Source organism: Vibrio sp. M260112, assembly GCF_036533775.1.
Taxonomy (GTDB): Bacteria; Pseudomonadota; Gammaproteobacteria; order Enterobacterales; family Vibrionaceae; genus Vibrio.
In genome coordinates this window covers 92,816-117,000 of record NZ_JATABH010000001.1, presented here as the reverse complement: position 1 = coordinate 117,000, position 24,185 = coordinate 92,816, and the positions used below count along the sequence as shown (strand labels likewise).

The following is a 24,185-nucleotide window of genomic DNA, read 5'->3' as shown; positions in this document are numbered from 1 at the left end:
TACGCCTTATGAATTGATTAAAATATCTAGGATTTGTTGTTGGTCTTTTGCGTTGTGAATATCTTGAATAAATTCATCACTGAATTTTCCAAATAATTCTTGTAGAACATAAATATGATGATCCGCACCGTTATCCGGAGAGGCGATCATAAAAAATACGGTCGGTTTGATGCCGTCTTCGTCGCCGTAATCGATACCTTCGCGCTTTACGCCAACAGCGATTGCTGGTTCTGTCACTGCTTGACTTTTAGCGTGTGGATAGGCGATGCCGTCCATTGACGTAATGCTTTGTGACTCGCGATGATGGATATCATTTAAGAACGCTTGTTTGTTATTGATACGCTGGTCGCTTAATAACATTTGGGCTAACTCTTCAAACACTTGTTGTTTATTATTTGCTTGAAGGTTGGCGTTAATTAGGCTGACGTTAGTTAGTTTTGTGATCATTTATTTAACTCAATCTTTATTGAACTTCTGAGTTAAAAATTAATGGATTGTGGCCAGTGGCGAAATAGTAAAAAAAAGCCTTTCACTGTACATTTGTATCCAGCAAATCTAACTGTGATTAGCGTCATTATTCGTGAATGACATTCTTGTGATGTTAGTCATAAATATTAATAGATTCAGTGCCTTGTGAACGGTTGAAAACAAAAATGCCTCGCAGTCGCGAGGCATTTTACATTGGTGCAAAGTGATTTTTTTACTTAGCTATACGCGCGTGCTACACGCCCATTGCAGTCAACGATGTAACTGTTGGCATAGGCCGGAATAAATACCGACTGGCCTTTGTCAATCACGCAGCTTTCACCGCACTGGTGCGTCAGTGTCATAGCCTCATCCAGCGGCAGCAGAATCTCGGCACCTTCGGTTTTAATCTCGCGCTGGTGGGAGTTACTGAGGATGGCAAACTTAAAGTCATCAACTGGGATCGGATATTCCATCACACCATCTTGCTCAAGGGGTTGCAGTAGCAGTCTGTCGATAGGTTTTTCATTGAATTTGGTACAGGAGACCAATTCCTCTACATCCATATATTTTGGTGTCAGACCTGCACGCAATACGTTGTCTGAGTTGGCCATGATCTCAAGCCCAGTCCCCTTGATATAGGCGTGGGGCGTTTCTGCATCCAAGTACATCGCTTGACCGGGTTTTAGCGCAATCACATTCAGGATTAATGGAGCGAAAAGACCAACATCACCAGGGTATTGCTCTTCAAGCTCACTGATCAGGTTAAACAGCGGGGTCGGTGATAATTTGGCTTTCATGATTAGCATCATCAACGCTATTTCTTTCTGCTCACCTTGCAGTGACAACAAACCCGAGAAAAAGCTCGCTAAACCATTCGGTGTTTGATCGCCTGCTAAGTCGTGAACCAATGACGTGAGTTCAGGAATATCAAGGTAGTTAAAATGGGCAAGGATCTCGCTAATCGGTCTAAAACCATTCATTGCCGTGTAGTCAGTTAGCGCGTAGACCAGCTCCGGTTTGTGGTTAGGATCTTTGTAATTGCGGTTGCCAGCTGTGAGCGGGACCCCTTGCTGCTCTTCAAACTGATAGCCACGTTCCGCTTGTTGTTTGTTTGGGTGAACCTGAATCGACAAGGCTTTTTCCGCTGCAAGCACTTTAAACAGATAGGGCAACTCACCAAAGCGTTTGGCAATTTTGTCACTCAGAAACAGGCTTAAATTTTGTGAGATTAGATTGGAGAGTTTTGTCTCTTCACCCTCGGTGTTCACGGTAGAACAGCCATTGGGATGGGCACCCATCCAGATTTCGGCTTGGGGTTCTCCACTCTGATTGGAAATACCAAATAGCTGAGCAAAAGAACAGCGGCTACCCCATGCGTAATTCTGGATAACGTTAGTCATAGGGTAGAAGACTTGTCGAATAAGAGAGTCATTCGAGATAGAAAAATCAGACATAGAAGTCACCATGAAATAAACATGGCTTGAGGATGAAACCACTCAAGCCATAAGGGGGAGAGCGGTTTAAGCGGTTGCAGCGGCTAGCTTCGCCTTACGCAGGTTTTTAAGCGCAATACATGTCATTGCAGTAACACATGCGCCAGTCGCCATTGATAGCAGAGCAAGCATAGGGAAGTTCATCGCCCCAAGCAGTGCGACAACAGGACCACCATGAGCCACGCTGTTGGTGATGCCGAATGAGAACGCCATTACTGCCGCCACCATAGAGCCAAGTACGTTAGCTGGGATAACTGACATCGGATCCTGAGCGGCAAACGGTATAGCACCTTCAGAAATGCCCACAAGTCCCATTGCACCAGCTGCTTTGCCTGCCTCGATTTCAGAGGATTCAAACAGATCGAACTTACGGCCAACTGCGGTTGCGATCGCCATACCAAGTGGAGCGACTGGGATTGCACACGCCATTGCGCCCATAAATTGAGTTTGACCGCTAGCAATCATGCCGACAGAGAATAGGAATGCGACCTTGTTGAATGGACCACCCATATCGAAGCCAGCCATACCACCAAGAACGATACCGAGTAGAACGACGTTACCCGTGCTCATGCTGGTTAGCATTGCAGTCAGGCCATCCATTAGTCCGGCGATCGGTGCGCCGATAACAAAGATAAACAGACCAGCGATAAACAGTGAACCTGTGATCGGCGCGATCATGATCGGTACAAGCGGCTGGATGAATTTGTGGTAGTTGATTGAAGTAATGAACTTAACGAAGTAACCCACAAGCAGACCGGCTACGATAGCACCGATAAATCCAGTACCCGCTTCAGCGCCATAGAATGAACCGTTGTTAGCAATCCAGCCACCAATCAGGCCAGGAGCTAGGGCAGGGCGGTCAGCAATCGCATAAGCAATGTAACCAGCAAGAATCGGGATCATCAGCGTGAAAGCGACCACGCCCACTTCAAGGATTTGGTTCCACATGCTACCGGCAGGAATTGCCATACCCGATTCACTCGGCTCACCACCAATGGCTAGGGCAAGAGCGATTAATAGACCACCCGTTACGACAAACGGGATCATGTGTGATACGCCGTTCATCAGGTAACGGTAGAGATCGGAACGAGCTTGTGAGGCTTTGTCTGCGACAGACTGGGTCGCTTGTGTTTGTTCTGCTTGGTAAATTGGTGCAGATAGTGCTTGTTGAATCAGTCCTTCGGCATCGCGTATAGGCGCTTTAACATTGGTTTTAATCACGCGTTTACCAGCAAAGCGAGCCATATCAACTTGTTTGTCGCACGCAACGACAACCGCTTCCGCTTGTGCAATCTCTTCTTCGCTTGGATTATTTTTGACCCCGATCGAGCCATTCGTTTCAACCTTGATTTCGTATCCTAACTTTGCCGCACCTTTTTCTAGTGCTTCCGCTGCTAGATAAGTGTGGGCAACACCCGCAGGACAACCGGTCACTCCGATAATCAAGCCTTTGGTTGGTGCTTGGTTCGATGCCGTTTCAGGCTGTTTTGTCAGTAAAAGTTCCAGCGCAGCATGGTTATCTTGGCAATCGAGAAACTGTTCAATAAAACCTGGCTCGATCAGCTTAGAAGAGAGTTCAGCCAGAACCTCAATGTGGTGATTGTCTCCTCCGTCTGGTGAAGCAATCATAAAGAACAGTTTCGAAGCAAGCCCATCTTCAGCGCCGTAGTCGATGCCTGTTTTATGCACACCGATAACCACTGCGGGCTCGATGACAGCAGAACTCTTAGCGTGCGGCAGTGCGACGCCTTGTTCAAAACCTGTATTGCCAAGTTCTTCACGCGCTTTGATATCAGCAAGAAACTGTTCTTTGTCTGAAATACGACCCTGTGCGTACAGGATCTCGATTAGCTCGTTAAAAACCTCTTCTTTGGACTGCGCATTAAGATTGAGCGCAATCAAATTCTCATTGATGAGTTTGGTGATCATTAGGAACCCCTATCATTTTATTGTTTTACTAGGGGTATTGTGAAAGGCGAGGCGAAAGTCCTGTAGTGAAGAAAAAATGCATTTACTAGACGATTGTAACTGTATTTTCGTGATGTGATTTGGATCGTGGTTGAACGCCGTTGTGTTATGGGGTTGTTGATGTTAAATGTTTTTAAAACATTAACTTATGGTGTGATTGGTCGTCTTGTTGTTTGTTGATCTATGATTGTCTAACTATAAAATTATTGCTTTTGCTGGATTTTTGTATCATCAATGTGGAAGTGTGACTTTGCTCAGTAGCGCCGTGATTCATCACGGGGTATACCTGTGCGTGTAGTAGAGAGAATGTCCTGTTGAGGGGCCAAAGATGATGTTCCAAGATTTAATTTGTGCGGTACTTAATGAACGTAAACCAATCCACAATATTTGGTTTGCGGGTGACTTTCATACTCCACCAGAGTGCAGTTATCAGGTTAACTTTCCACGTTTGGAACTGGTGCTTGAAGGTGAGTACATCAATGAGATGGAAGATCATCAACGTAAGGTCAGTCAGATCGTTGCTCAGGCGGGCGATGCGATTTTTATTCCGCCAAACTGCTGGAACAAGCCAGATTGGGATACCAACTGTTCTGTGCTAAGCATTCTTTTTGGTCGCCGACAATTAGGGCTTAGCTTAGTGAGTAAGCGAAAAGGTGAAGAGAGTTTCTATGATATTCAGAAGCATAGTTTACAAACCCGTTCGGGCTTTGCTATCGACAATATCCTAGAAGCCCTGAGTTCGTTGGCGAGAGAAAGCATCAAACAACCGATGGATGAGTTATTACTTCAAGCATTGCTCCAATACTGCAATACCATGCTTGATGCGCCGGAAGAGAAATCACATAACCGTGTTCAGGATCTCTATCAGGGGATTTGTATCTATATTCAGGAAAATTTCCATCGACAGATCACTCGAGATAGCATTGCGGAACGCTTTAGTATTTCGTCCAATCACTTATCTAGGTTGTTCCGTCAACAGGGTCATATGACCTTGGCCGATTACATTACTTGGGTACGGATAGATCGAGCGAAATTCATGCTCAAGAAATACAACTTTAAACTGAATGAAGTGTCGGTTCGTTGCGGATTCAAGGATGTAAACTACTTTTGTCGGGTATTTAAAAATCGCACGGGCAGAACCCCTTCCGATTATCGAGGCTCAATTTAATCGCTATCCAATCAATCTCGACATTGAATACATCAACAAGGCTTGAAGTTCGATGCTGCTTTTGGTCACTAACAAACGTTCAGCCAGCTGCCCAGAGAGCAAATTACGGGTTAGGTTGGTCGCAGTGATAATCTGATCGCGAGTTGGCGAGGAAGGCATCACCAGTGCTATTGCTAGATGAATTTGGCCGACTTGAGAAGCCCAGTCTATTGGTGTTTCACTACTGATAACCGCAATAGAAATATGATTGATGCTTTTGTTTTCGAACATCACGTGAGGCAGGGCAATACCAGCGGTGATGCAGGTAGAAGAGCGCTCTTCACGTTTGATAAATGCCAGAATAAGCTCATCAGGATTTATCGGGTGGATCAGTTGCGCGAGGCCTTTGAGGCACTCAAATTTGGTCAACGCGGTATGTGCTTTAGCGTAGTGCCACTCCACGGGGCTCGGTGTATTTAACTGTGGCAGACGCTTAGCAAGTTGGTTAGAGAACTCGTGGTTGATTTGCGCTCCAACCAGATCATAGTGTTCCGCAACAACATCTTTAATCACGAAGCATGCCAGTTCAGCATCAATGCCAAAGGCGGTGATCTGGCACAGATCCCCTTCAACAAGTCCGGCCTGAAGCAGTGCCACTGACTTGGTCAAATCGGCACTTCGATTGCGAGTGATGTTGATGATTCGAATCGAACTTTTAAACTTTTTCGCCAATCTACGCAGTGGCTGAGCGACGTGAGTCGAGGCGCTAGTGTTACTGACAAGAAACGTTATCTGGTATTCAGTCATGGGTGGGGTTATGCGCGGCAGTGAGTGATGAAAACTTTATCCACATTGAGCAGCACTTCTTCTATCGAGAGTCGGATACACGGAATGCTATCAAAACGCGCAGCTTGTTCAATTTCAATGTCAGATACGATTAACACTTTGTCTGCTTGAGCGATGTCGTGCGGCGTCAGAAGATTTTCGATACCCATTGCACCTTGGGTCTCGACTTTAATCTGAACAGAGTATTTCGGCGCAGCTTTATTTAACGCATCTGCTGCCATATAGGTATGTGCAATGCCTGTTGGGCAGGCAGTGACAGCAATAATTTTCATAGTCAATCTCTGTGGGTATTTTGGCGGATATTAGCACAGCGAATTGAGATTTCATTGGCACGGAACAATAAATTCACCGATACACTTCACACTTTAATGTCAGTGTTACAATAATCCAGTTAATGCGGTTTTAGTCCTATATCTCTGACAGATAGGGCTGATTAATCTATATTCGAGCGCGAGTACGGCAGGTAGAGACAATGGACATAACAAACCTAATCCAAGCGGAAACTCTCTGTTTGGAGCTAACAGCGACCACTAAGCAGCAAGTTTTCGAAGAGTTGGTTGGTATGTTAGATAAGGCGGGAAAACTTGCCGATAAAGAGCAATTTCTGGCTGATCTATGGGCGCGTGAAAACATTGGAAATACAGGGTTTGAAGAGGGGATTGCCATTCCCCACGCAAAGAGCTGTGCGGTAGCAAAACCAGCGGTTGCGATTGGCATTAGTCGCTCGGGTATTGACTACGGCGCTGAAGATGGCGAGCTGTCGGCTGTATTTTTTATGTTAGCTTCGCCGGACGGGGATGATCATCATCACATCGAAGTCTTAGCACAGCTATCTGGTAAGTTAATTGAACCAGAGTTTATTGAACAGCTTAAACAGGCACAGAGCGTTGAGCAGGCCCTTGCGCTGATCATTGATGAGCAGATTGATGATCCGTTGTCACACCAACAGCTGTTGCAGGAATCCCATTTCCAGTCACAAAGTCTAGTGGCGCATCAACTTGCTCGGGTTAAAGAGCATCTGCTGTTTGGCACGTCGCACATGATTCCATTTATCGTCGCGGGTGGCGTTCTGTTGTCGCTGTCGGTAATGATCTCAGGGCATGGTGCGGTGCCAGAGAAAGGGATGCTGGCGGATATGGCGCAAATGGGTATTGCCGGTCTGACACTATTTACTGCGGTGCTTGGTGGATATATCGCCTACTCCATCGCTGACAAGCCGGGACTCGCACCGGGTATGATTGGTTCTTGGGTCGCCGTTGACCAGTACCACACGGGTTTTCTCGGCGCGATAGTGGTTGGCTTTTTCGCTGGCTATGTGGTGTGGTTACTGAAGAAAATTAGATTGCCGGAAAGCATGATTTCGCTCGGTAGTATCTTTATCTATCCATTGGTGGGCACATTTGTCACCTGCGGTGCAGTAATGTGGGTGATTGGCGTTCCTATCTCATCAACCATGAATTCGCTTAACACCCTACTGACGGATATGGCAGGTTCAGGCAAGATCGTGTTAGGTATGGTGCTGGGTGCCATGACCGCTTTTGATATGGGTGGTCCTATTAATAAAGTTGCTACTCTGTTTGCTCAAACGCAAGTGAATACTCAGCCATGGTTAATGGGAGGGGTTGGCATCGCAATCTGTACCCCACCGCTTGGGTTGGCACTCGCAACGCTACTATCGCCACAGAAGTTTAAGCGTGACGAGCGTGAAGCAGGCAAGGCTGCTGGGATCATGGGCATGATTGGCATCAGTGAAGGGGCAATTCCTTTTGCGGCTGCCGATCCTGCGCGTGTGTTACCTGCAATTGTGCTGGGGGGTATTGTGGGTAACGTGATTGGCTTTATGTTCCACGTACTCAATCATGCGCCATGGGGTGGCTGGATAGTTTTGCCTGTCGTTGATGGCAAACTCGGTTATATCGTTGGTACGCTCGCTGGCTCGTTGACGACCGCTTGTATCGTCATCCTACTGAAGAAAAATGTTAAAGACGAAGATGAATACGGCTCGTTGAAGCGTGTGTATTCTTCGGTTCAGGGAGAAGGTGAGGCGGATGTACTGGCGGTGACATCATGTCCGTCTGGGGTGGCGCATACCTTTTTGGCGGCTAAGTCACTAGAGAAAGCTGCCAACGCCGTTGGGGTGAGAATCAAGGTAGAAACCCAAGGTGCAGATGGGATTAACAATCGCATTACCGAGCGTGATATTGCCCGCGCTAAGTTGGTGATATTTGCTCATGATGTGGCGATTAAAGAGCCAGAAAGGTTTAAGAACATTGCCATTATAGACGTGAGTACCAAAGATGCGATGCACAATGCAGCGGCCCTGATTCAGTCAAAGCGTTAAGGAATTTAGTCAAATAGTTCCCCCGAACTATTTATGCTCCTGGCTCCATGTTTCATGGAGCCTTTTTTCATTGGCTCGAAGAGTCAAGGTGCAACTCAGTATAGCCAGTCTGTGGGTCGTATTCTCGGTTGAAATTAAGCTCATGGTATTGGAGAACAATCAGTTCAGCCGTGGTATCAATCAGGCAACCTGCCAGTAGGTGTCCACCAACCACTGAACCATCTGCGCGTGAGACAGAAAGATGAACGTGCTGGTGGTCTGGAGTCAGTGTACCCATAACGGAAACAATCTCTAGCGGCTCATTAAGTTGCAGTGTCTCAGTCGCACCAGCTAAGCGCAGTTTGAGATGCGTAAAGCAGCCGACGCAAGAGGCGATACTTCCAGCACGAATTTGGTGCTGAGTGACCAATCGTTGAAGGGCAAGTTTTAAGTCGTCACCTTTGGTGAGACGCACAGCAATCGGTGTGATCAACATGAGTCCTTATTCGTTGGTAGAGTAGCGTTTGACCGCTTTGGCCTTAGATTTATCTTCGCTGGTAGAACCCTCGCTGTGTTCCGCTAAAGGGGACCACTTTAGTGCACCATTTGTCTCGAAATCGTTAGCTGCCGAACAAATCATGTAATGTTCACCAACCTGAAGGATAGCGCCGTCAGAATAGGCTTGATCCTGATAGTAACAAACGCGTTTGCCAATCTCGCTGGCATTCACTGCGACGATGGGTTTTGCTGTGGTGCTAATCGTATTGGCTTGTGTTGAAAATGGCATTACAACGAGTAGCAGCGGTAGGTACGACTTCATAGACTCTCTCCCAAATCAGGGCCATATTTACGCTCGTAACGAGGTAGCATGCTTTCGTTTCCAAGTAAGCCACCTTGGTGAACATAGATGATGGTTTTATCTTGATTCTCTTTATACCACGATTGTAGACACTGCCACATCATAGGGTCATAGAGGAGATCGAATTCGATAGAGGTATCTTCGAGAAGCTGTTTCCAAATTAGATAATCTTGTCGATAGAGTTTGCCAAAATGGTGCTTATGGTCCAGTTCCAGGATGTGTGGAAAGTCGCTCTCACCAAGTTGTTCAAATTGTTTGATTAAATACTCTTTGCCACCGACACAAGGGCAGGTGATAACGGGTATGGAATGTGGCTTAAGGAACTTATGCAAGTATAGTGCTGTTGTCCCAGTCCCCGCTGGCAAAGCAACAACAAACTGATTGTGAGGTTCAAAGCGAGTCCAAGAGAGTATTTCTCGTGCCAGTTGTTCAATACCTGAACGAGCCAGAGTCGAGCGTCCCCCTTCTTCTATCACAAGGCAACTGCTATCCGGTTGCCGCATTTGCTCAATAAAGTCTTTGGGATGAAGGTGGTACTCTGAGGTTGCAATCACCTTAGCCCCGAGCTCTAGAGCACCACGATAGTTACCCATCGGCCTATCGATTAACCACTGCGGTAGATGGTCAACGTAAAACTCTAATGTCCAGCCTTTGATTGATGCTAAAGCGGCTAGAGAGTAGAGCGAGTTAGCTTGTGCGCTACCATAGCTGATCAAGGTTCGAGTTGCAGGGTAATCTTGCTCCAATACGGCCATAAATTTTCGCGCTTTATTCCCACTGAAATGCGTGTGGAGCTGATCATCGCGCTTAAGGAAAAAAGGAATGTCATCAAATTGGTGTTGAGTAATTGGCGTATTGGCGAGTTTCATCGATCGAAGTAGTGAACCAAATGGGCGATCATATTAACGGATCACTATTGTGCTGTACCAATCTAGATCAAAATTTTATCGGGCGGGCCATCAAGAGTCTCGGGGTTAGTGATGCCGCGAGTGGTGCTTAAAAAGCGCACTAAATAAAAAAAGCCCAGAGCAAAGGGGCTCTGGGCGGATACAATTAAACATAGGAGTTAATAAGAAAAAGCAGCGTAAATTAGTAGTTTCAGTAAGAAAACAAGTTTGACGGCCTGTAAACTTATCGGGTTGTTAAACCCTCGAACACTCTGCTAACTACACCTATTCAGACCGAGCAAATTCAAAACAGTTCCCAAATTTTTTTAATTTTATTTTATTCCCGTCAATTCAGCCTGTTACCACCGTCTTTTGAGTGCTGGTCAGACCAATGCTAAAAAGTGTGATGTTAATAACTTGTTGCTTTTGTGTTTCGGCTGTATATTTCAAACAGTTGTTTAATACGAGTGATTGAAATGCCAGCGAGAAACTCAACCAAAGAGAAAATCCTTGATGTAGCGGAAGCCTTGTTTGCAGAACACGGTTTTAAAGATACCTCTTTACGAACAATCACCAGTAAAGCTGGCGTTAACTTAGCTTCTGTGAATTATCACTTTGGCGATAAGAAAACTTTGGTAAGAGCGGTATTGAATCGTTATTTAGAGGCGTTTATGCCAGCGGTGCAAGATGCTCTCATCAACCTTAACCTTAATGACAGCTATAAAATGGCTGACGTGTTTGAGTCTTTACGCTCTCCATTACGTAACTTAAATGACGTAAGACCGAATGGAACCAGTCGCTTTATGTTGTTAATTGGTCGTGGTTACACCGATGTTCAGGGACACTTGCGTTGGTTTATCACCACTCGTTATCAAGACACATTATCGTTGTTTACCGAATCGGTAATGAAGGCGAATCCAAAACTAACTCAGGAAGAGTTGTTCTGGCGTTTGCACTTTACCTTAGGTACTTGCGTATTCACCATGGCTTCAAGTCAGGCCTTACTGGAAATCGCAGAAAATGATTACGGTAAAGCGATGGATGCAAAATCTGTCGTTGACCAACTGATTCCATATTTAGCAGCAGGCGTCGCTGCGGAATAAACTGATTAGACAAATAACAAAAATATTGGACCACCCTACAGTGAACAAAAGGATCTGATTATGAGCTCTCTAAGACAAAAATGGGTAAGTGACCCAGCTTTCAAAATGTTTAAAAAAGTGCTGCCTCCGTTATCTAGCACTGAGAAAGAAGCAATGGAAGCGGGTAGCGTATGGTGGGACGGAGAGCTGTTCTCTGGTCGACCAGACTTTAATAAGTTGCACCAGTACCCGAAACCTACGCTGACGTCAGAAGAGCAGTCGTTCATGAACAATGAGCTCGAAACGCTGTTGGCGATGCTCGACGATCATAAAATTGTGAAAGAAGATCGCGACCTACCAGCAGAAGTGTGGGAATACCTACGCAAAGAGCGTTTCTTCTCTCTGATCATTTCTAAAGAGTACGGTGGTCGTCAGTTCTCGTCTTTAGCGAACTCAACGATCGTATCTCGCATCGCGACACGCAGTATCAGTGCTGCCGTATCTGTGATGGTGCCAAACTCGTTAGGTCCGGGTGAACTTCTTTCCCACTACGGTACTCAAGAGCAGAAAGATTACTGGCTACCGCGTCTCGCTAACGGTACAGATATTCCTTGTTTTGCGTTGACTGGTCCAGAAGCGGGTTCAGATGCTGGCGGTATTCCGGATGACGGTATTGTCTGTTACGGCAAACATGAAGGCAAAGAAGTTCTAGGTATTCGTCTGAACTGGAACAAGCGTTACATCACGCTAGCACCTGTTGCGACAGTTCTTGGTCTGGCATTCAAAATGTACGATCCAGACGGTTTAATGGGAGACAAGAAAGAGCTGGGTATTACCTGTGCCCTTATCCCTGCCAACCACAAAGGTGTTGAGATTGGTGAGCGTCATGATCCACTTGGTCTCGCATTTATGAATGGCCCAACGCGCGGCAAAGATGTCTTTATTCCGATGGAGTGGCTAATTGGTGGTCAAGATTACGCAGGTAAAGGCTGGCGTATGTTGGTTGAGTGTTTGTCAGCAGGCCGTGGTATTTCACTGCCAGCGCTAGGCACGGCAATGGGACACTTAACTGCTCGCACCACGGGTGCTTATGCGTACGTTCGTAAGCAGTTCGGTATGTCGATTGGTAAGTTTGAAGGTGTGGCAGAAGCGTTAGGCCGTATCGGTGGTTTAACTTACCTTCTTGAAGCAAGCCGAACACTAACGACCACGTCGCTTGATTTAAAAGAGAAGCCGGGCATTGTGACTGCAATCGCTAAGTACCACATGACAGAGATGGCGCGTACTATTCTGAATGACTCTATGGATATTCACTCAGGTCGTGCAATCCAAGATGGCCCAATGAACTATTTGGCGGCGCCATACCTTGGTATCCCAGTCGCGATTACGGTAGAAGGTGCTAACATTCTGACTCGTAACTTAATGATCTTTGGTCAAGGTGCGACACGCTGTCACCCTTACGTACTCAAAGAGATGGAAGCTGCGGCTAACCCAGATGAGAAGCAAGGCGCAAAAGAGTTCGACGATCTGCTGTTCAAGCATATAGGTCATGCGATGAAGAACACCTTTGGTGCGTTTGGCGCGGCATTGACTGGTTCACGCTTTATCAAGGCGAACATGAGTGGTCCAACTCAGAAGTACTACAAAGAGATGACTCGTTTAAGCCGAGCGCTGGCAGTGAGTGCTGACATCGCGATGGCAACCTTAGGCGGTGATTTGAAGCGCAAAGAGATGATTTCTGCTCGTTTGGGCGATGTTCTGGCGTATTTGTACTTAGCATCAGCAGCACTGAAGAAGTATGAAGATGAAGGTCGTCAGCAACAAGACCTAGATTATGTTCACTACGCTGTTCAGCACTGTCTGTACCATGCTGCGCAGTCGTTACAGGAAGCGTTCACTAACTACCCTCAGAAAGCGGTTGGTCGTCTGCTGAAAGGCTTGATCTTCCCACTCGGCAACCACTACCAGAAACCAAGCGACAACCTAACGGTTCGATTGGCTGAAAGTTTAATGACTCCTGGCGCTCATCGTGACCGATTGACTCACCTTTGCTACATAGGCAAAGATGAAAACGACAGTGTTGGTCTGATGGAGAATGCATTCCTCGCGATGTATGGTGTGAAGGGGTTGGAGCGTAAACTGATGCGCGCAGCGAAAGAGGGTAAAGTGGCTCGTAAAGGGTTACTGAAAGATCGTCTGGCACAAGCGCTTGAAGCCGATGTGTTAACAGAGGAAGAAGTTGATCAAATTCTAGCAGCAGACCAATTGCGTTACAAAGCGATTCAAGTTGACCACTTTAGCCATGATTTCAGCGAAGTTCGTACTCATGGTGAGACAAAAAAGTCAAAAGCAAAGCTTGATAGTGCAGCGTGATCTAGACGATTTCATCTACTCTAGATAAAAACTTGCTCATTTTTAAAGGCACCTCCAGTAGGTGCCTTTATTTTGTGCACAATTTAATAATCCTGACTGAAAGTGCTCCAACCACTTGCATTTTACCGACATTTTTACAGAAATTAGATGCGAACTGCGGGTGAAACTTTTATCCTAGCGGGGTTTTGTTAAGGAAGTTGAATATGATCATCAAACCTAGAATTCGCGGATTTATCTGTACTACTACGCACCCAATGGGCTGTGAAGCTAACGTAAAAGAACAAATTGCTTACACTAAAGCACAAGGCCCAATCAAAGATGCACCTAAACGTGTACTTGTTGTTGGTGCTTCAAGTGGCTACGGCCTATCTTCTCGTATCGCTGCGGCATTTGGTGGCGGTGCTTCTACTATTGGTGTTTTCTTCGAGAAAGAAGGTTCGGAGAAGAAGCCTGGCACAGCGGGTTTTTACAACTCAGTTGCTTTTGAAAAGTTTGCGCGTGAAGAAGGTCTTTATGCAAAAAGCTTAAATGGTGATGCTTTCTCAAATGAAGCTAAGCAGAAAACGATCGATCTGATTAAAGAAGACTTAGGTCAGATTGATATGGTGGTTTACTCACTGGCTTCTCCAGTGCGTAAGATGCCAGAAACGGGTGAAGTGATCCGTTCATCTCTAAAACCTATCGGTGATACGTACACATCTACTGCGGTAGATACAAACAAAGACGTGATCATTGAAGCGAGCGTAGAGCCGGCAACTGAGCAAGAGATCAACGACACTGTTACGGTTATGGGCGGTGAAGATTGGGAATTGTGGATCAATGCTCTTTCTGAAGCGGGTGTTCTAGCAGACGGTTGTAAGACGGTTGCGTACAGCTACATCGGTACTGAGCTGACTTGGCCGATCTACTGGGATGGTGCGCTAGGTAAAGCAAAAATGGACCTAGACCGCGCTGCTGCCGCTCTTAACGAGAAACTTGCAGCTCAAGGTGGCACAGCAAACGTAGCGGTTCTTAAGTCTGTCGTTACTCAAGCAAGTTCTGCAATTCCGGTAATGCCTCTTTACATCGCGATGGTATTTAAGAAAATGCGTGAAGAGGGCGTGCATGAAGGTTGTATGGAACAGATCTTCCGCATGTTCAGCCAGCGTCTCTACAAAGAAGATGGTTCAGCACCTGAAGTGGATGACAAGAACCGTCTGCGTCTGGATGACTGGGAACTACGTGATGACATTCAGCAGCACTGCCGTGACCTATGGCCACAAATTACATCAGAGAACCTAAAAGAGCTTACTGACTACGTTGAGTACAAAGAAGAGTTCTTGAAACTGTTTGGTTTCGGTGTTGAAGGTGTTGATTACGACGCGGATGTGAATCCAGCGGTAGAAGCAGACTTTATCGAGATTTGATAGAGAGTATAGCTTCGAGAACGGGCTTCGCCCTGCGAGAGGCTAGAACGCTTCGCTCCGAGATACGACTTAAGGGTTGGTGCTACGCACCAACCCTTTTTGTTTGCGAGAGTTTAGAGCGCTTCGCTTCTCTCTATTCAAACGTCGACCAAATCGGCGCGTGATCAGACGGTTTATCAATCCCGCGTAGTTCATAGTCAATGTCTGCCTCGATACACTTCTCTGCCAGCTTAGGCGTCGCTAGTACCACATCAATACGTAGGCCGCGGTTATCTGGGAAACCTTTTGAACGGTAATCAAACCACGAGAAGCGGTCGTTTACGTCGGGGTGGATCTGACGGAAGGTGTCAACAAAGCCCCAATCAAGTAATGTCTTAAGCCATTGGCGCTCTTCGGGTTGGAATGAGCACTTACCCGTTTGTAGCCAACGTTTACGGTTAGGTTCGCCAATACCAATATCGGCATCAATTGGGCTGATGTTGATATCGCCCATCACAACCAACTGTTCTTCATTATTATGGTGGTCATTGAGATAAGTCATGAGATCAGCGTAAAACTGGCGCTTGTATGGAAATTTGCTCTCATGGTTAATATTGTCACCCTGAGGGAAATAACCATTGAGAATGGTAACTGGCTGCCCATTATCGTCTTCAATCGTGACCATGATCATGCGTTTTTGATGATCGTCACTGTCTGTCGGAAAGCCTTTCTGAACGGATAAAGGTTCTTTTTTACATAGCATTGCAACGCCATAGTGCGCCTTTTGACCATGGAAGTAGACTTTGTAACCCATGGCTTCAACATCTTCTAATGGAAATGCTTCATCGTGAACTTTAATCTCTTGGAGACCAATGACGTCCGGCTGATGTTTGTCGATAACTGCTTGGAGTTGATGCAGGCGGGCGCGAAGTCCGTTGATGTTGAAGGAAATGACTTTCATTGAGTTCCCTTTTTGGCTATTTGAATTCTTGTCTGGCCAATACTAGCATCAAATAGACGAACGGTGGAAAGCCGATAAAGTTACTTGGTGTTTATTTAACATATTTTTAAACTTTCGTTTGATAACCGATTCAAATGTGGTGTAATTCGTCTGTGCCTCTGGGCTAATTAACCCTCTTCAAAACACCGAGTTTGCTAAAAGGATGTATTATGCGAACGTTATCAGTGCAGTGGAAAATCACGCTCTTAGCGGGTTTCTGTCTTCTTATCACATCTCTCTCATTGATCGGCTTTTCTGTCTATAACGCTGTATCAAATCAGCAGCAAATTAAGCAGCAAAGTTCTCAATCTGTGATTAATAAGTCTGAACAGATTGTTGAGACACGTGCCTTGCTCAATGCCACAGAAGTTACTCAGTTTTTGAACGAAGCGCTCTACCGTGCAGAAATGCTGGCATCCAGTGCTATGTTTCAAAAGACGTTAAGTGAAGAGAATTTCGGTGACAGTGAAGAGCTGCGAACCGCTTTAGATGAGATGGTGCGCCGCTCTGTATTGAGTTTTGAGACCATTCAGGGTGCTTACTTAGTATTTCGACCAAATATGCTCGATAACGAAGACAGCAATTACGAGAATGCTGAGTATGTCGGCTCCAATGAAATTGGTCGCTTTGCTCCTTACTGGCTAACATCGCAAAATGGCGAAAACGTTGTGGCTAATGTACTGTCAGAAGCGGTATTGGCTGACGCGATCAACAGTGAACGCTTTTATTGCCCTATGGCGTCCAGCACCGCGTGTGTGACCACGCCGAGGTTAATTAACCAAGATGGAACTACTTTCTTAACCAGTTCAATATCTGTCCCGCTCATGCTCGACGATACCCCCATTGGGTTTTTCGGTATCGATTTGCGTCTTGATAGCCTCACAAATATCGTTGCGGAATCTGACCAACTGCTTTTCTCTGGCACGGGTTCGATTAATTTAGTCAGCCTCGACGGTTCTTTAATTGCAAGCGATGATGTGACTCAAACCATTGGTCAGCCTTATAGCAGTGATATTGTCTCAAGCGATCAATTGACCGATTTGTTGTTTGGTCAAGAGGTGAAAACTCAGTGGAGTAGTGATGGTAACTGGCTGAATGTTTTTGCGCCTATCATGGTGGCTAACCAGACATGGGGTGTGTTGTTTGACATGCCGCGTGAGAGTGTCTTGGCTGATGCGGAAGCACTGGATACCATTATTAGCGAACAAGTGGCTTCAAGTGTAAAAACTGAAGTGATCGCTGGTGCAGCTTTGATGCTACTCGGTCTTGCTACTATCGCGGTCGCGGCGTCACGTCTAGTGAAGCCTATTCGAGAAGTGGTGGTGCGCTTGAATGATATTGCGTCTGGTGAAGGTGACTTGACGCAACGATTGGAAGTTAAATCTCAAGATGAGATTGGCCGATTAGCGATTGGCTTTAACCAATTCCTTGATAAATTACAGTCTATCATCAGTGATGTGGTGGACACGACGCTTCAGATCGGTACCACCACACATCAGTCTCGTGTAGCTGCACAGCAAACTCGCACCAGCAGTGATTCACAGTTTAAAGAAGTCGATCTCGTGGCGACTGCTTCTGAAGAGATGACGCAAACTGCTAGCCTAGTGGTTCAAAACGCTGAAATCGCAGTGAGGGCAGCAGAGCAGGCTAATGAAGCCGCTGCGACTGGGCAACGTGTTATTGAGCTGTCTCAAACGGAAATGGTTAGATTAGTTGATCGTATGACGGCTGCTGTACCTGTTGTGGAAGAGTTAGCAGCAAACAATGCGAATATAACGGACATTCTATCGGTTATCGAGGGTATTTCTGAACAGACTAACTTGCTTGCTCTTAATGCCGCGATTGAAGCGGCTCGAGCGGGGGAACAAGGGCGCGGTTTTGCGGTTGTGGCTGATGAGGTCAGAAACCTAGCCAGCCGTACTCAAGAGTCAGTGGGTGAAATCCGTAAAGTGATAGAGAACGTGCAAAATGGTACACGGGATGTGGTTAAGGCAATCCAAGACGGAAATGACTTAGCGAATGACTCCGCGCAGCAAGTTCAGAATGCTGCAGCAGAACTGAACCAAATTTTTGAAGCTATCGCGTCAATCAACGATATGAATACGCAAATAGTGAAAGCGGCTGAAGAGCAGCAATCTGTCTCCGCAGAGGTCAATCAAAGCGTGAGTAATATTCGTGATTTAAGTGCTCAAATCTTAACTCAAGCCGAAGAGTCGGAGATGGTAAGTAGGCAAATTGGCGACTTGTCTGATAAACAACAGCAGTTGGTCAATCAGTTTAAAGTGTAGCGCTGAGCCATGATCAGATAAATGCGAAAAGGGCTTCGAATCATCGAAGCCCTTTATTCATTGTTGTGGCAAGATCAGCTTATCCAATCGGTATTGGTCTAATCGTTCTTAATCTGCGTGAGTTTGTCGTAATCTCTTCTCAATATCCGATTGAACAATTTGCAGTGCTTTTAAAGCGATATCTGGCTCTACTTCGTTGCTTTCTAAGAGGTAAATAAGATCAACCGCTAGTTTGATTTCATCCGGAGCGTTTTCAAGTCCTTCATTGGTCGACGACATTATTGGTTCCTTTCACGATAGGTTATCTGCTTTTCAACTTTCAGTTTGGCTTCTTGGCAGCGTTTAAGTCTCTGCTCGGTAGCAATCAAAGCTTGCTGTGCCGCTTGCTGTTGAAACGGAGGAGCATACTGTAGAGCCAGCTCCTTGTCGCGAACCATTTCAAGTAAGCGACGCTCCCACTCCTGATGCTGAGCAAGATTTTGATATAGCTCGTTGATCGGTTTTTGAAAGTGGCTTTTATGCTTAGGCTCTTGTTTACGAATCTTTGTGGTTGCGAGTTCTCGTTGTAGCGCGCTTACTTGTGAGAGCAAACGCTCCGTTAGATATTCCGCTCGCAGTGCCGTTAGTTTGCCGGCGGTCTGTTCTCTAATGATGCTTTCAAGAGTCCCTTGAGTCTCTTTAACACATGGAACGAGCAATTTGGAACGACTTTGGAACAGTCGTTCGTCAAATAGTGGCTGGTGGTGCTCGCCCCTTTTGCGGTCGAGTGCAGCAGCATCGACAGCAAGCTGTTCCAAGGTTGATTGAAGCTGATTGAATTTGCTCATGGCGTTCTCAACTATAGATTAACAAACCAAGCTTCGTAGGCCAGTTTGACGGCTAAGATACTTACGACTGTAACAAAAACTGGTCGGATAAACTTGGCTCCGAATCGTATTGCTGAATGTGCGCCGACGAAAGCCCCTGCCATGAGACAGAGACCCATAGTCAATCCGAGTACCCAATCGATATGCCCCAGAATTGCGAAAGTAACTAATGAAGTAAAATTACTTGTGAAATTCATTGCCTTGGCCAGCCCCGAAGCAAGAAGAATATTGAGACGATACAGGGCCATCGAACTTACTGTCCAAAACGCGCCAGTACCAGGGCCTGCAACACCGTCGTAGAAACCTAAAGTCAAACCTTGCGCGTACTGTTTTTTGTTAAGTACTGGACAAGGCTGAGGCGTATCGTTCTTTACCGTGCTAGGGGTTTTATGCCAAATGGTATAAATAGCCGCGGCGAGGATCACCAATGGCAGAATTTTTTCCAGCCACTGTGTACTAATGAGGTCTACCACCAAGGTGCCGATAATTGCTCCGATCAAAGTCGAGAAGAAAGCACGTTTCCAGCAACTTGGCTTAAATAGCTTCTTACGGTAGTAGGTAAAAGCCGCGGTTGATGATGCAAAGGTGGCGGCTAATTTATTCGTTCCTAATGCAATATGGGGTGGTAAACCTAATGACAGTAGTGCAGGGACGGTCAGCATACCACCCCCACCAGCAACAGCATCAATAAACCCAGCAAGGAAAGCAACCAGTGCCAACACCAACAGTACGGTTGGCTCAAACAATTCCATAAAATAGTTCTTCTTATATAAATACGGATACTTATTCGATGATCCGCTTGAATGGTGGCAGTGAATCGAGTAGGGCGCTGCCATAGCGTTTGGTGATCACGCGACGATCGAGAATGATGACTTTACCAGAATCCCTCTCTTTACGCAGCAAGCGTCCGACAGACTGGATTAATTTTTTACTCGCTTCAGGAACCGTGATCTGCATGAAAGGATTTCCCCCTCGACTTTCTATGTATTCCGCATGCGCCTGCTCTACTGGTGAAGTCGGTACAGCGAAAGGGATTTTGGTGATGATCAAGTTTTCTAGCAATTCACCAGGTAAATCTAATCCTTCCGAGAAACTGCCAGTGCCAAATAAAACGCTGGTCTTTTGGCATTGAACTAAGGTTTTATGTTTTTTGAGTATTTCTGAGCGCGACTCCTTACCCTGAACTTGCAGTGCCCAGCCTCTTTTTACGAAATCGGTTGAGAGGGCTTGCGCGACTTGATTCATCTGCCAGTATGAAGAAAACAAGACTAAATTGGCTTTTTTGTCTGCAATTAAATTAGGCAGCTTTTCAATCAAGTGTTCAGTGAATTGTGGCGATTGCGGTTCATACGCCATTTTAGGGACATAGAGCTCCGCTTGATTCTGATAGTCAAAAGGCGATGCTAAAGCCAAAAATCGCACACCATCTTCGCCCTTTTCACTGATGCCTGCTTGGCGACAGAAAAAGCTAAACGAGTTTAAAGCACGCATAGTGGCAGAAGTGAGTACCGCGCCAATGCAACGACTCCAAAGTTGCTGGTCAAGTTGCCAGCCTACTTCCAAAGGTGAAACGTTGACGATAAAGTCGCCTTCGCGCTCTGTACTGACTTCCAACCAGCGAGCTAACGGCGCACCTTTTTCCCTTTGTGGTTCGGCCATTAGGTTCCATACCTGAGCGAGATTATCCATACGTTGGATATAAAATCCCAGTTCAGCAAGAGCTGGCTCTGCCAATCGATTTGAAAGTTCACCTTCTTTAACTCGTTCGGCAATCAGGTCTGCAATTTTTGCGACTGCTAGCGAACCTTTGTGGCTGAGTTTTTTGAGTTCTATAGATTCCTCTGTGAGCCACTGAGGCAACTCGCCATTCTCAAAACGATAAATGTTTTCTTCGAAATGGGCGGGATCAAAGCGAGTTGCTAGCTGAGTTAACGATGGGATCAGTTGCTGAACTGAGTCTTGTAGTTCGTTTCGAAATCGAGCGACACGTTTTTCGTCTGCCATATTGGCAAATTTCGTCACCGCTTGGTTAAGGCGTTCTAGCCAGCTAGCCGCGCCCTTCAGGCTTGCTGCGGCAGAAGAGTGGTCCCTGGCTACGTGTGGTAGGTGATGCGCTTCATCAAAAACATAAATTGTATTTTCTGGTTCAGGCAGAATGACACCACCACCAAGGCCCGCATCAGCCATGACTAAGCTATGGTTGGCGATAATGACATCTGCTTTATCCATTTCAGAGCGCGCTTTTTGAAACGGACAGTTGCGATGCGCTGGCATACTATTGTTGCAGCTATGTTTATCGCTAACGATTAATTGCCAAATATCATCGGCGATTGGCTTAGGCCAGGAGTCTCTATCGCCGTCCCACTTATTTTGCGCTAGCGAACGGTACATTGTTTCGAGTTGTTCGATATCTTTCTTCTTAGGTTTTGTCTCGAACATGGCTAACTGACCACCATCAACGCCACTGGCGGTTGCAAGTTTCTCGGCACAACAATAGCGCTGACGTCCTTTCGCTAAAATAAAAGAGAACTCACGATCAGTCAGGCGGCGATATAAAGGTAAATCCTTATTGACCAGCTGTTCTTGTAAAGCCACTGTCGCAGTAGATATGACCACTTTTCTATTGTTATGAATCGCGACAGGGATGGTCGCCATTAAATAGGAGAGGGACTTACCAATTCCAGTCCCAGCTTCTGCAACGAGCATACGGGTAGATTTGTGATACTCACCACATAATGTTTTCGCTATCTCCGCAACGAGGTAATTCTGAGCTCGACGAGGCACAAAGTTTTCAAGCTGAGATTGGAGGTTTTGATAACTCGTTCGAATGGATTGTTGGATTTTACTGGTATTCATATTGTGACCTGTATTGCGGGTGGCGCATCATAGCACAGTTTGCTAAACGCTACTTAGTTCACGAAATAGAATCCTTAATAACGAAATGTGGATCTTCTTCACAAAAAAAAACTGAACCTTCAGATACTTACAATTAATTCTAAATGTAAAAAATATATCACGCCAAACTTGGGATTTGACTGGAATAATATTCTGATTTTTATGTTTCAGTATGTAGTTTTAGGGTTTATATGCTGTATTGATGGTTTGTTAAGTTTTCGATACTGCGAGGCTAAAAGTTATGAAGTCGCTCGAAAATTGCCCATAATTTTATGTAAACAATTGATTTTAAATGAATAAATGTTTTTTTATTTTCTGTTTTTAGAATATTTGACACGCCGAATAATCTTTTGCAATCTAGACCTCGAAATTTAGTGACGTTGATATCCGACCCATTAGAGGAAGGAATCATCATCAAAAAACATAAAGGGAACCGGACAAGGATTTCCCATTCTATAGAAAAGGCAGTGGATTATTATGAAAAAGACTCTAGTAGCTCTTTCAGTTCTAGCAGCAGCTTCGTCTGCTCAAGCAATCGAACTTTACAACCAAGACGGTGTAACTGTTAACCTATCTGGTGATGTAGAAGTACGTTACCTAAAAGATATCGGCGTAGACCAAATCACTAAGCAAGAGATCGACGATGCTGATTTCGGTTTCGACACTCGTTACGCTGTAAACGACGACTTCCAAGTTGGTGCTTTCCTTGAGTTTTCTGGTGACAACGATGACCGTGCGAAAGGTAACTCTTCTGTAGGTAACGTTTACTTCGGTTTCTACCACAACGCTTACGGTACTCTAAAAGTTGGTAAACTAGATACTCAACTTGACGACGCTGGTATCGGTTCTGATTACCTTTTCGGTGTTAACTCTTTCTTCAACGATGCTAGCTTCGGTGGTGATGAAGCAGTACGTTACGATTACGACAACGGCTCTTTCTACGCAGGTCTAGGCCTAATCCAAGACAAACACGATGAAGATGCTATTGGCGAAGATGGTCACTACTTCGACGCTAAAGTTGGTTACCGTGTAGCTGACTTCGACTTCACAGTTTTCTACGGTGATGCAGAGCTTAAAGGTGTAGACAGCGATTCTGTTGCTCTAAACAAAGAAGAAACTCTAATCGCTGGTGAGATTCGCTACGCTGGTATCGAAAACCTAAACCTAGAACTAGGTTACTACAAAGTAGACACTAAAGAATCTGGTGCTTCTTCTGATGTAGATACTCTAGCAGTTGCTGCAGACTACACATGGAACAAAGTTACATTCGCTGGTGGCTTCAGCACAACTGATTACAGCGATGCAGCTACAAAAGACTTCGATCAGTGGTTCCTAAACGCGGGTTACGGTATTGCACCTAACACTACTGTTTACGTAGAGATCGGTGACAACGACAAAGACAACACTGACCTAGGTTACGGTGTTGGTATCAAAGCTTCTTTCTAATTGAAAGTCTTTGATTAATAACACGAAGCCACCCTTTGGGGTGGCTTTTTATTTTTTATAACAATGGCTTATTACTTTTAACTTGTTTAAGCTGCTGTTAAAATCAACCCCAATTGTCGCAGAATTAAAGAGATTTTTATGATGAAATGGATGCTAACGTTTTGTGCGCTGTTTTCTTTTACAGCAAGTGCTGCAGTCTTAACCCCAGCAAAAGGTTTATCGGTTCTTTACATAAATGGTGAACAGTCTGAGTCCAAAATTGGTAAATTGGATATACCTCAAGGGAGTGTTCAATTGGTTGTTCAAATGGATAAAGAACTAGGTCGTGGTAATTCTGCAAAAGTGTTTACTTCTTATCCATACGTTATTAATTTCAACGTGACAGGTAATGATATCGTTATTGATCACCCAACAGCGAGAAGCACCCAAGAAGCGGTAAATGCTTTCAAGTCAGAACAGCCAGAGTGGAAACTGTCTCAAGATGGCCAGTCTCTGAACTATACTCAAGACTTGTTGCCTTCAAACGGAAGTTTGTTTCCATACGTAGCCATGGATAAGCTAGTTGCAGAGTACAACCAGTCAAAAGGAATTTTCTTTGAAGGTGGCAAGCTAATTGACAAACCTGTAGAAGCTCAAGTTATTGCAGTAGCGACTACAAGCACAGCTGTTACATCAACAGCAAGTCAAGTTGAAAAAACGTCTCCAGCTAAACCTGTTGCCTCAAGCAATGTTGAACAACTAAAAGCTTGGTACCTAAAATCTTCTCAACAAGAGCGTAAAGAATTCCGCCGTTGGATGATTGACCAAGAGTAATAAACAGTGTGAAGTTTCGAGTTGCAAGCTTCTAGTCACTCGCAGCTCG

The 24,185-nt window shown here is 45.4% G+C and carries 20 protein-coding genes and 2 pseudogenes; 9 read left to right on the top strand and 13 right to left on the bottom strand.

Annotated features, from left to right (window positions below; all coding sequences use genetic code 11):
- Positions 1-6: 6 nt before the first annotated feature.
- The 3 genes from QTN95_RS00515 to QTN95_RS00505 form a co-directional block, all read right to left on the bottom strand.
- Positions 7-447 carry a PTS sugar transporter subunit IIA gene (locus tag QTN95_RS00515; RefSeq protein WP_331415940.1) on the bottom strand — a complete coding sequence of 147 codons (441 nt, stop codon included), beginning with the start codon at positions 445-447 and terminating at the stop codon, positions 7-9.
- 257 nt (positions 448-704) lie between these two features.
- On the bottom strand, positions 705-1,922 hold the full coding sequence (gene manA / locus QTN95_RS00510) for a mannose-6-phosphate isomerase, class I (protein ID WP_331415939.1): 1,218 nt from the start codon (positions 1,920-1,922) through the stop codon (positions 705-707).
- Positions 1,923-1,988: 66 nt separating this feature from the next.
- Positions 1,989-3,890 carry a PTS fructose transporter subunit IIABC gene (locus QTN95_RS00505; RefSeq protein ID WP_331415938.1) on the bottom strand — a complete coding sequence of 634 codons (1,902 nt, stop codon included), beginning with the start codon at positions 3,888-3,890 and terminating at the stop codon, positions 1,989-1,991.
- Between the two features lie 367 nt (positions 3,891-4,257).
- Here QTN95_RS00505 and QTN95_RS00500 point away from each other — a divergent pair, with 367 nt between their 5' ends.
- On the top strand, positions 4,258-5,097 hold the full coding sequence (locus tag QTN95_RS00500) for an AraC family transcriptional regulator (protein WP_331415937.1): 840 nt from the start codon (positions 4,258-4,260) through the stop codon (positions 5,095-5,097).
- A gap of 3 nt (positions 5,098-5,100) precedes the next feature.
- Here the strand turns inward: QTN95_RS00500 and QTN95_RS00495 are convergent, their stop codons facing one another.
- Positions 5,101-5,883: a PTS sugar transporter subunit IIA gene (locus QTN95_RS00495; RefSeq protein ID WP_331415936.1), complete on the bottom strand. Its 783-nt coding sequence runs from the start codon at positions 5,881-5,883 to the stop codon at positions 5,101-5,103.
- 8 nt (positions 5,884-5,891) lie between these two features.
- Entirely contained in the window at positions 5,892-6,194 is a 303-nt protein-coding gene (locus QTN95_RS00490) for a PTS fructose transporter subunit IIB (RefSeq protein WP_138970272.1), read from the bottom strand.
- A gap of 200 nt (positions 6,195-6,394) precedes the next feature.
- On the opposite strand from QTN95_RS00490, the pseudogene QTN95_RS21225 reads away from it, so the two are divergent.
- A pseudogene (locus tag QTN95_RS21225) lies at positions 6,395-6,836 on the top strand (PTS sugar transporter subunit IIA); the annotation flags it as partial.
- Positions 6,837-6,910: 74 nt separating this feature from the next.
- Positions 6,911-8,263, top strand: a pseudogene (locus QTN95_RS00485) (fructose-specific PTS transporter subunit EIIC); the annotation flags it as partial.
- A gap of 67 nt (positions 8,264-8,330) precedes the next feature.
- Here QTN95_RS00485 and QTN95_RS00480 read toward each other — a convergent pair.
- From QTN95_RS00480 to QTN95_RS00470, 3 genes are read right to left on the bottom strand one after another with little or no spacing between them, the layout of a single operon-like run.
- A complete protein-coding gene (locus tag QTN95_RS00480) occupies positions 8,331-8,735 on the bottom strand; it encodes a PPC domain-containing DNA-binding protein (protein ID WP_331416037.1) in 405 nt (134 codons plus the stop codon).
- A gap of 9 nt (positions 8,736-8,744) precedes the next feature.
- Entirely contained in the window at positions 8,745-9,062 is a 318-nt protein-coding gene (locus QTN95_RS00475) for a DUF1496 domain-containing protein (protein ID WP_331415934.1), read from the bottom strand.
- The gene (locus tag QTN95_RS00470) at positions 9,059-9,970 is read right to left on the bottom strand and encodes a 1-aminocyclopropane-1-carboxylate deaminase/D-cysteine desulfhydrase (protein ID WP_331415933.1); all 912 of its coding nucleotides are present in this window, start codon (positions 9,968-9,970) and stop codon (positions 9,059-9,061) included. Before QTN95_RS00470 ends, QTN95_RS00475 begins: the two co-directional genes overlap by 4 nt.
- 494 nt (positions 9,971-10,464) lie before the next feature.
- Between QTN95_RS00470 and QTN95_RS00465 the strand changes: the two genes are divergently transcribed.
- The 3 genes from QTN95_RS00465 to fabV all read left to right on the top strand — a co-directional run bounded on the left by QTN95_RS00465 (position 10,465) and on the right by fabV (position 14,849).
- Positions 10,465-11,091: a TetR/AcrR family transcriptional regulator gene (locus tag QTN95_RS00465; RefSeq protein WP_331415932.1), complete on the top strand. Its 627-nt coding sequence runs from the start codon at positions 10,465-10,467 to the stop codon at positions 11,089-11,091.
- 60 nt (positions 11,092-11,151) lie between these two features.
- Positions 11,152-13,443, top strand: a complete 2,292-nt coding sequence (locus tag QTN95_RS00460) for an acyl-CoA dehydrogenase (protein WP_331415931.1) — start codon at positions 11,152-11,154, stop codon at positions 13,441-13,443.
- A 203-nt stretch (positions 13,444-13,646) separates the two neighbouring features.
- On the top strand, positions 13,647-14,849 hold the full coding sequence (gene fabV / locus QTN95_RS00455; RefSeq protein WP_138970278.1) for an enoyl-ACP reductase FabV: 1,203 nt from the start codon (positions 13,647-13,649) through the stop codon (positions 14,847-14,849).
- 133 nt (positions 14,850-14,982) lie between these two features.
- Here the strand turns inward: fabV and xthA are convergent, their stop codons facing one another.
- Entirely contained in the window at positions 14,983-15,789 is an 807-nt protein-coding gene (xthA, locus tag QTN95_RS00450) for an exodeoxyribonuclease III (protein WP_331415930.1), read from the bottom strand.
- Between the two features lie 209 nt (positions 15,790-15,998).
- Between xthA and QTN95_RS00445 the strand changes: the two genes are divergently transcribed.
- The gene (locus tag QTN95_RS00445) at positions 15,999-18,116 is read left to right on the top strand and encodes a methyl-accepting chemotaxis protein (protein WP_331415929.1); all 2,118 of its coding nucleotides are present in this window, start codon (positions 15,999-16,001) and stop codon (positions 18,114-18,116) included.
- Between the two features lie 108 nt (positions 18,117-18,224).
- On the opposite strand, the gene rsmS is transcribed toward QTN95_RS00445, so the two are convergent.
- Genes rsmS through dinG form a run of 4 tightly spaced genes read right to left on the bottom strand, consistent with a single transcriptional unit; the run spans position 18,225 to position 21,838 of the window.
- Positions 18,225-18,395, bottom strand: coding sequence for a pleiotropic regulatory protein RsmS (rsmS, locus tag QTN95_RS00440; RefSeq protein WP_331415928.1), 171 nt, complete (start codon positions 18,393-18,395; stop codon positions 18,225-18,227).
- Positions 18,395-18,943: a primosomal replication protein gene (locus tag QTN95_RS00435; protein WP_331415927.1), complete on the bottom strand. Its 549-nt coding sequence runs from the start codon at positions 18,941-18,943 to the stop codon at positions 18,395-18,397. Before QTN95_RS00435 ends, rsmS begins: the two co-directional genes overlap by 1 nt.
- Positions 18,944-18,954: 11 nt before the next feature.
- Positions 18,955-19,734, bottom strand: a complete 780-nt coding sequence (locus tag QTN95_RS00430; RefSeq protein ID WP_138970282.1) for a sulfite exporter TauE/SafE family protein — start codon at positions 19,732-19,734, stop codon at positions 18,955-18,957.
- 31 nt (positions 19,735-19,765) lie between these two features.
- Positions 19,766-21,838, bottom strand: coding sequence for an ATP-dependent DNA helicase DinG (gene dinG, locus QTN95_RS00425; protein ID WP_331415926.1), 2,073 nt, complete (start codon positions 21,836-21,838; stop codon positions 19,766-19,768).
- A gap of 516 nt (positions 21,839-22,354) precedes the next feature.
- On the opposite strand from dinG, the gene QTN95_RS00420 reads away from it, so the two are divergent.
- On the top strand, positions 22,355-23,323 hold the full coding sequence (locus QTN95_RS00420) for a porin (protein WP_331415925.1): 969 nt from the start codon (positions 22,355-22,357) through the stop codon (positions 23,321-23,323).
- 138 nt (positions 23,324-23,461) lie between these two features.
- On the top strand, positions 23,462-24,136 hold the full coding sequence (locus QTN95_RS00415) for a DUF2057 family protein (protein ID WP_331415924.1): 675 nt from the start codon (positions 23,462-23,464) through the stop codon (positions 24,134-24,136).
- Positions 24,137-24,185: the final 49 nt, after the last annotated feature.

Bases quoted from the DNA above. Each gene is read 5' to 3' on its own strand.
- dinG (WP_331415926.1), bottom strand. From the start codon at position 21,838: ATGAATACCAGTAAAATCCAACAATCCATTCGAACGAGTTATCAAAAC.
- QTN95_RS00430 (WP_138970282.1), bottom strand. From the start codon at position 19,734: ATGGAATTGTTTGAGCCAACCGTACTGTTGGTGTTGGCACTGGTTGCT.
- QTN95_RS00495 (WP_331415936.1), bottom strand. From the start codon at position 5,883: ATGACTGAATACCAGATAACGTTTCTTGTCAGTAACACTAGCGCCTCG.
- fabV (WP_138970278.1), top strand. From the start codon at position 13,647: ATGATCATCAAACCTAGAATTCGCGGATTTATCTGTACTACTACGCAC.
- QTN95_RS00515 (WP_331415940.1), bottom strand. From the start codon at position 447: ATGATCACAAAACTAACTAACGTCAGCCTAATTAACGCCAACCTTCAA.
- QTN95_RS00490 (WP_138970272.1), bottom strand. From the start codon at position 6,194: ATGAAAATTATTGCTGTCACTGCCTGCCCAACAGGCATTGCACATACC.
- QTN95_RS00470 (WP_331415933.1), bottom strand. From the start codon at position 9,970: ATGAAACTCGCCAATACGCCAATTACTCAACACCAATTTGATGACATT.
- manA (WP_331415939.1), bottom strand. From the start codon at position 1,922: ATGTCTGATTTTTCTATCTCGAATGACTCTCTTATTCGACAAGTCTTC.
- QTN95_RS00460 (WP_331415931.1), top strand. From the start codon at position 11,152: ATGAGCTCTCTAAGACAAAAATGGGTAAGTGACCCAGCTTTCAAAATG.
- QTN95_RS00465 (WP_331415932.1), top strand. From the start codon at position 10,465: ATGCCAGCGAGAAACTCAACCAAAGAGAAAATCCTTGATGTAGCGGAA.
- rsmS (WP_331415928.1), bottom strand. From the start codon at position 18,395: ATGTCGTCGACCAATGAAGGACTTGAAAACGCTCCGGATGAAATCAAA.
- QTN95_RS00500 (WP_331415937.1), top strand. From the start codon at position 4,258: ATGATGTTCCAAGATTTAATTTGTGCGGTACTTAATGAACGTAAACCA.
- QTN95_RS00475 (WP_331415934.1), bottom strand. From the start codon at position 9,062: ATGAAGTCGTACCTACCGCTGCTACTCGTTGTAATGCCATTTTCAACA.
- QTN95_RS00435 (WP_331415927.1), bottom strand. From the start codon at position 18,943: ATGAGCAAATTCAATCAGCTTCAATCAACCTTGGAACAGCTTGCTGTC.
- QTN95_RS00415 (WP_331415924.1), top strand. From the start codon at position 23,462: ATGATGAAATGGATGCTAACGTTTTGTGCGCTGTTTTCTTTTACAGCA.
- QTN95_RS00505 (WP_331415938.1), bottom strand. From the start codon at position 3,890: ATGATCACCAAACTCATCAATGAGAATTTGATTGCGCTCAATCTTAAT.
- QTN95_RS00420 (WP_331415925.1), top strand. From the start codon at position 22,355: ATGAAAAAGACTCTAGTAGCTCTTTCAGTTCTAGCAGCAGCTTCGTCT.
- QTN95_RS00445 (WP_331415929.1), top strand. From the start codon at position 15,999: ATGCGAACGTTATCAGTGCAGTGGAAAATCACGCTCTTAGCGGGTTTC.
- xthA (WP_331415930.1), bottom strand. From the start codon at position 15,789: ATGAAAGTCATTTCCTTCAACATCAACGGACTTCGCGCCCGCCTGCAT.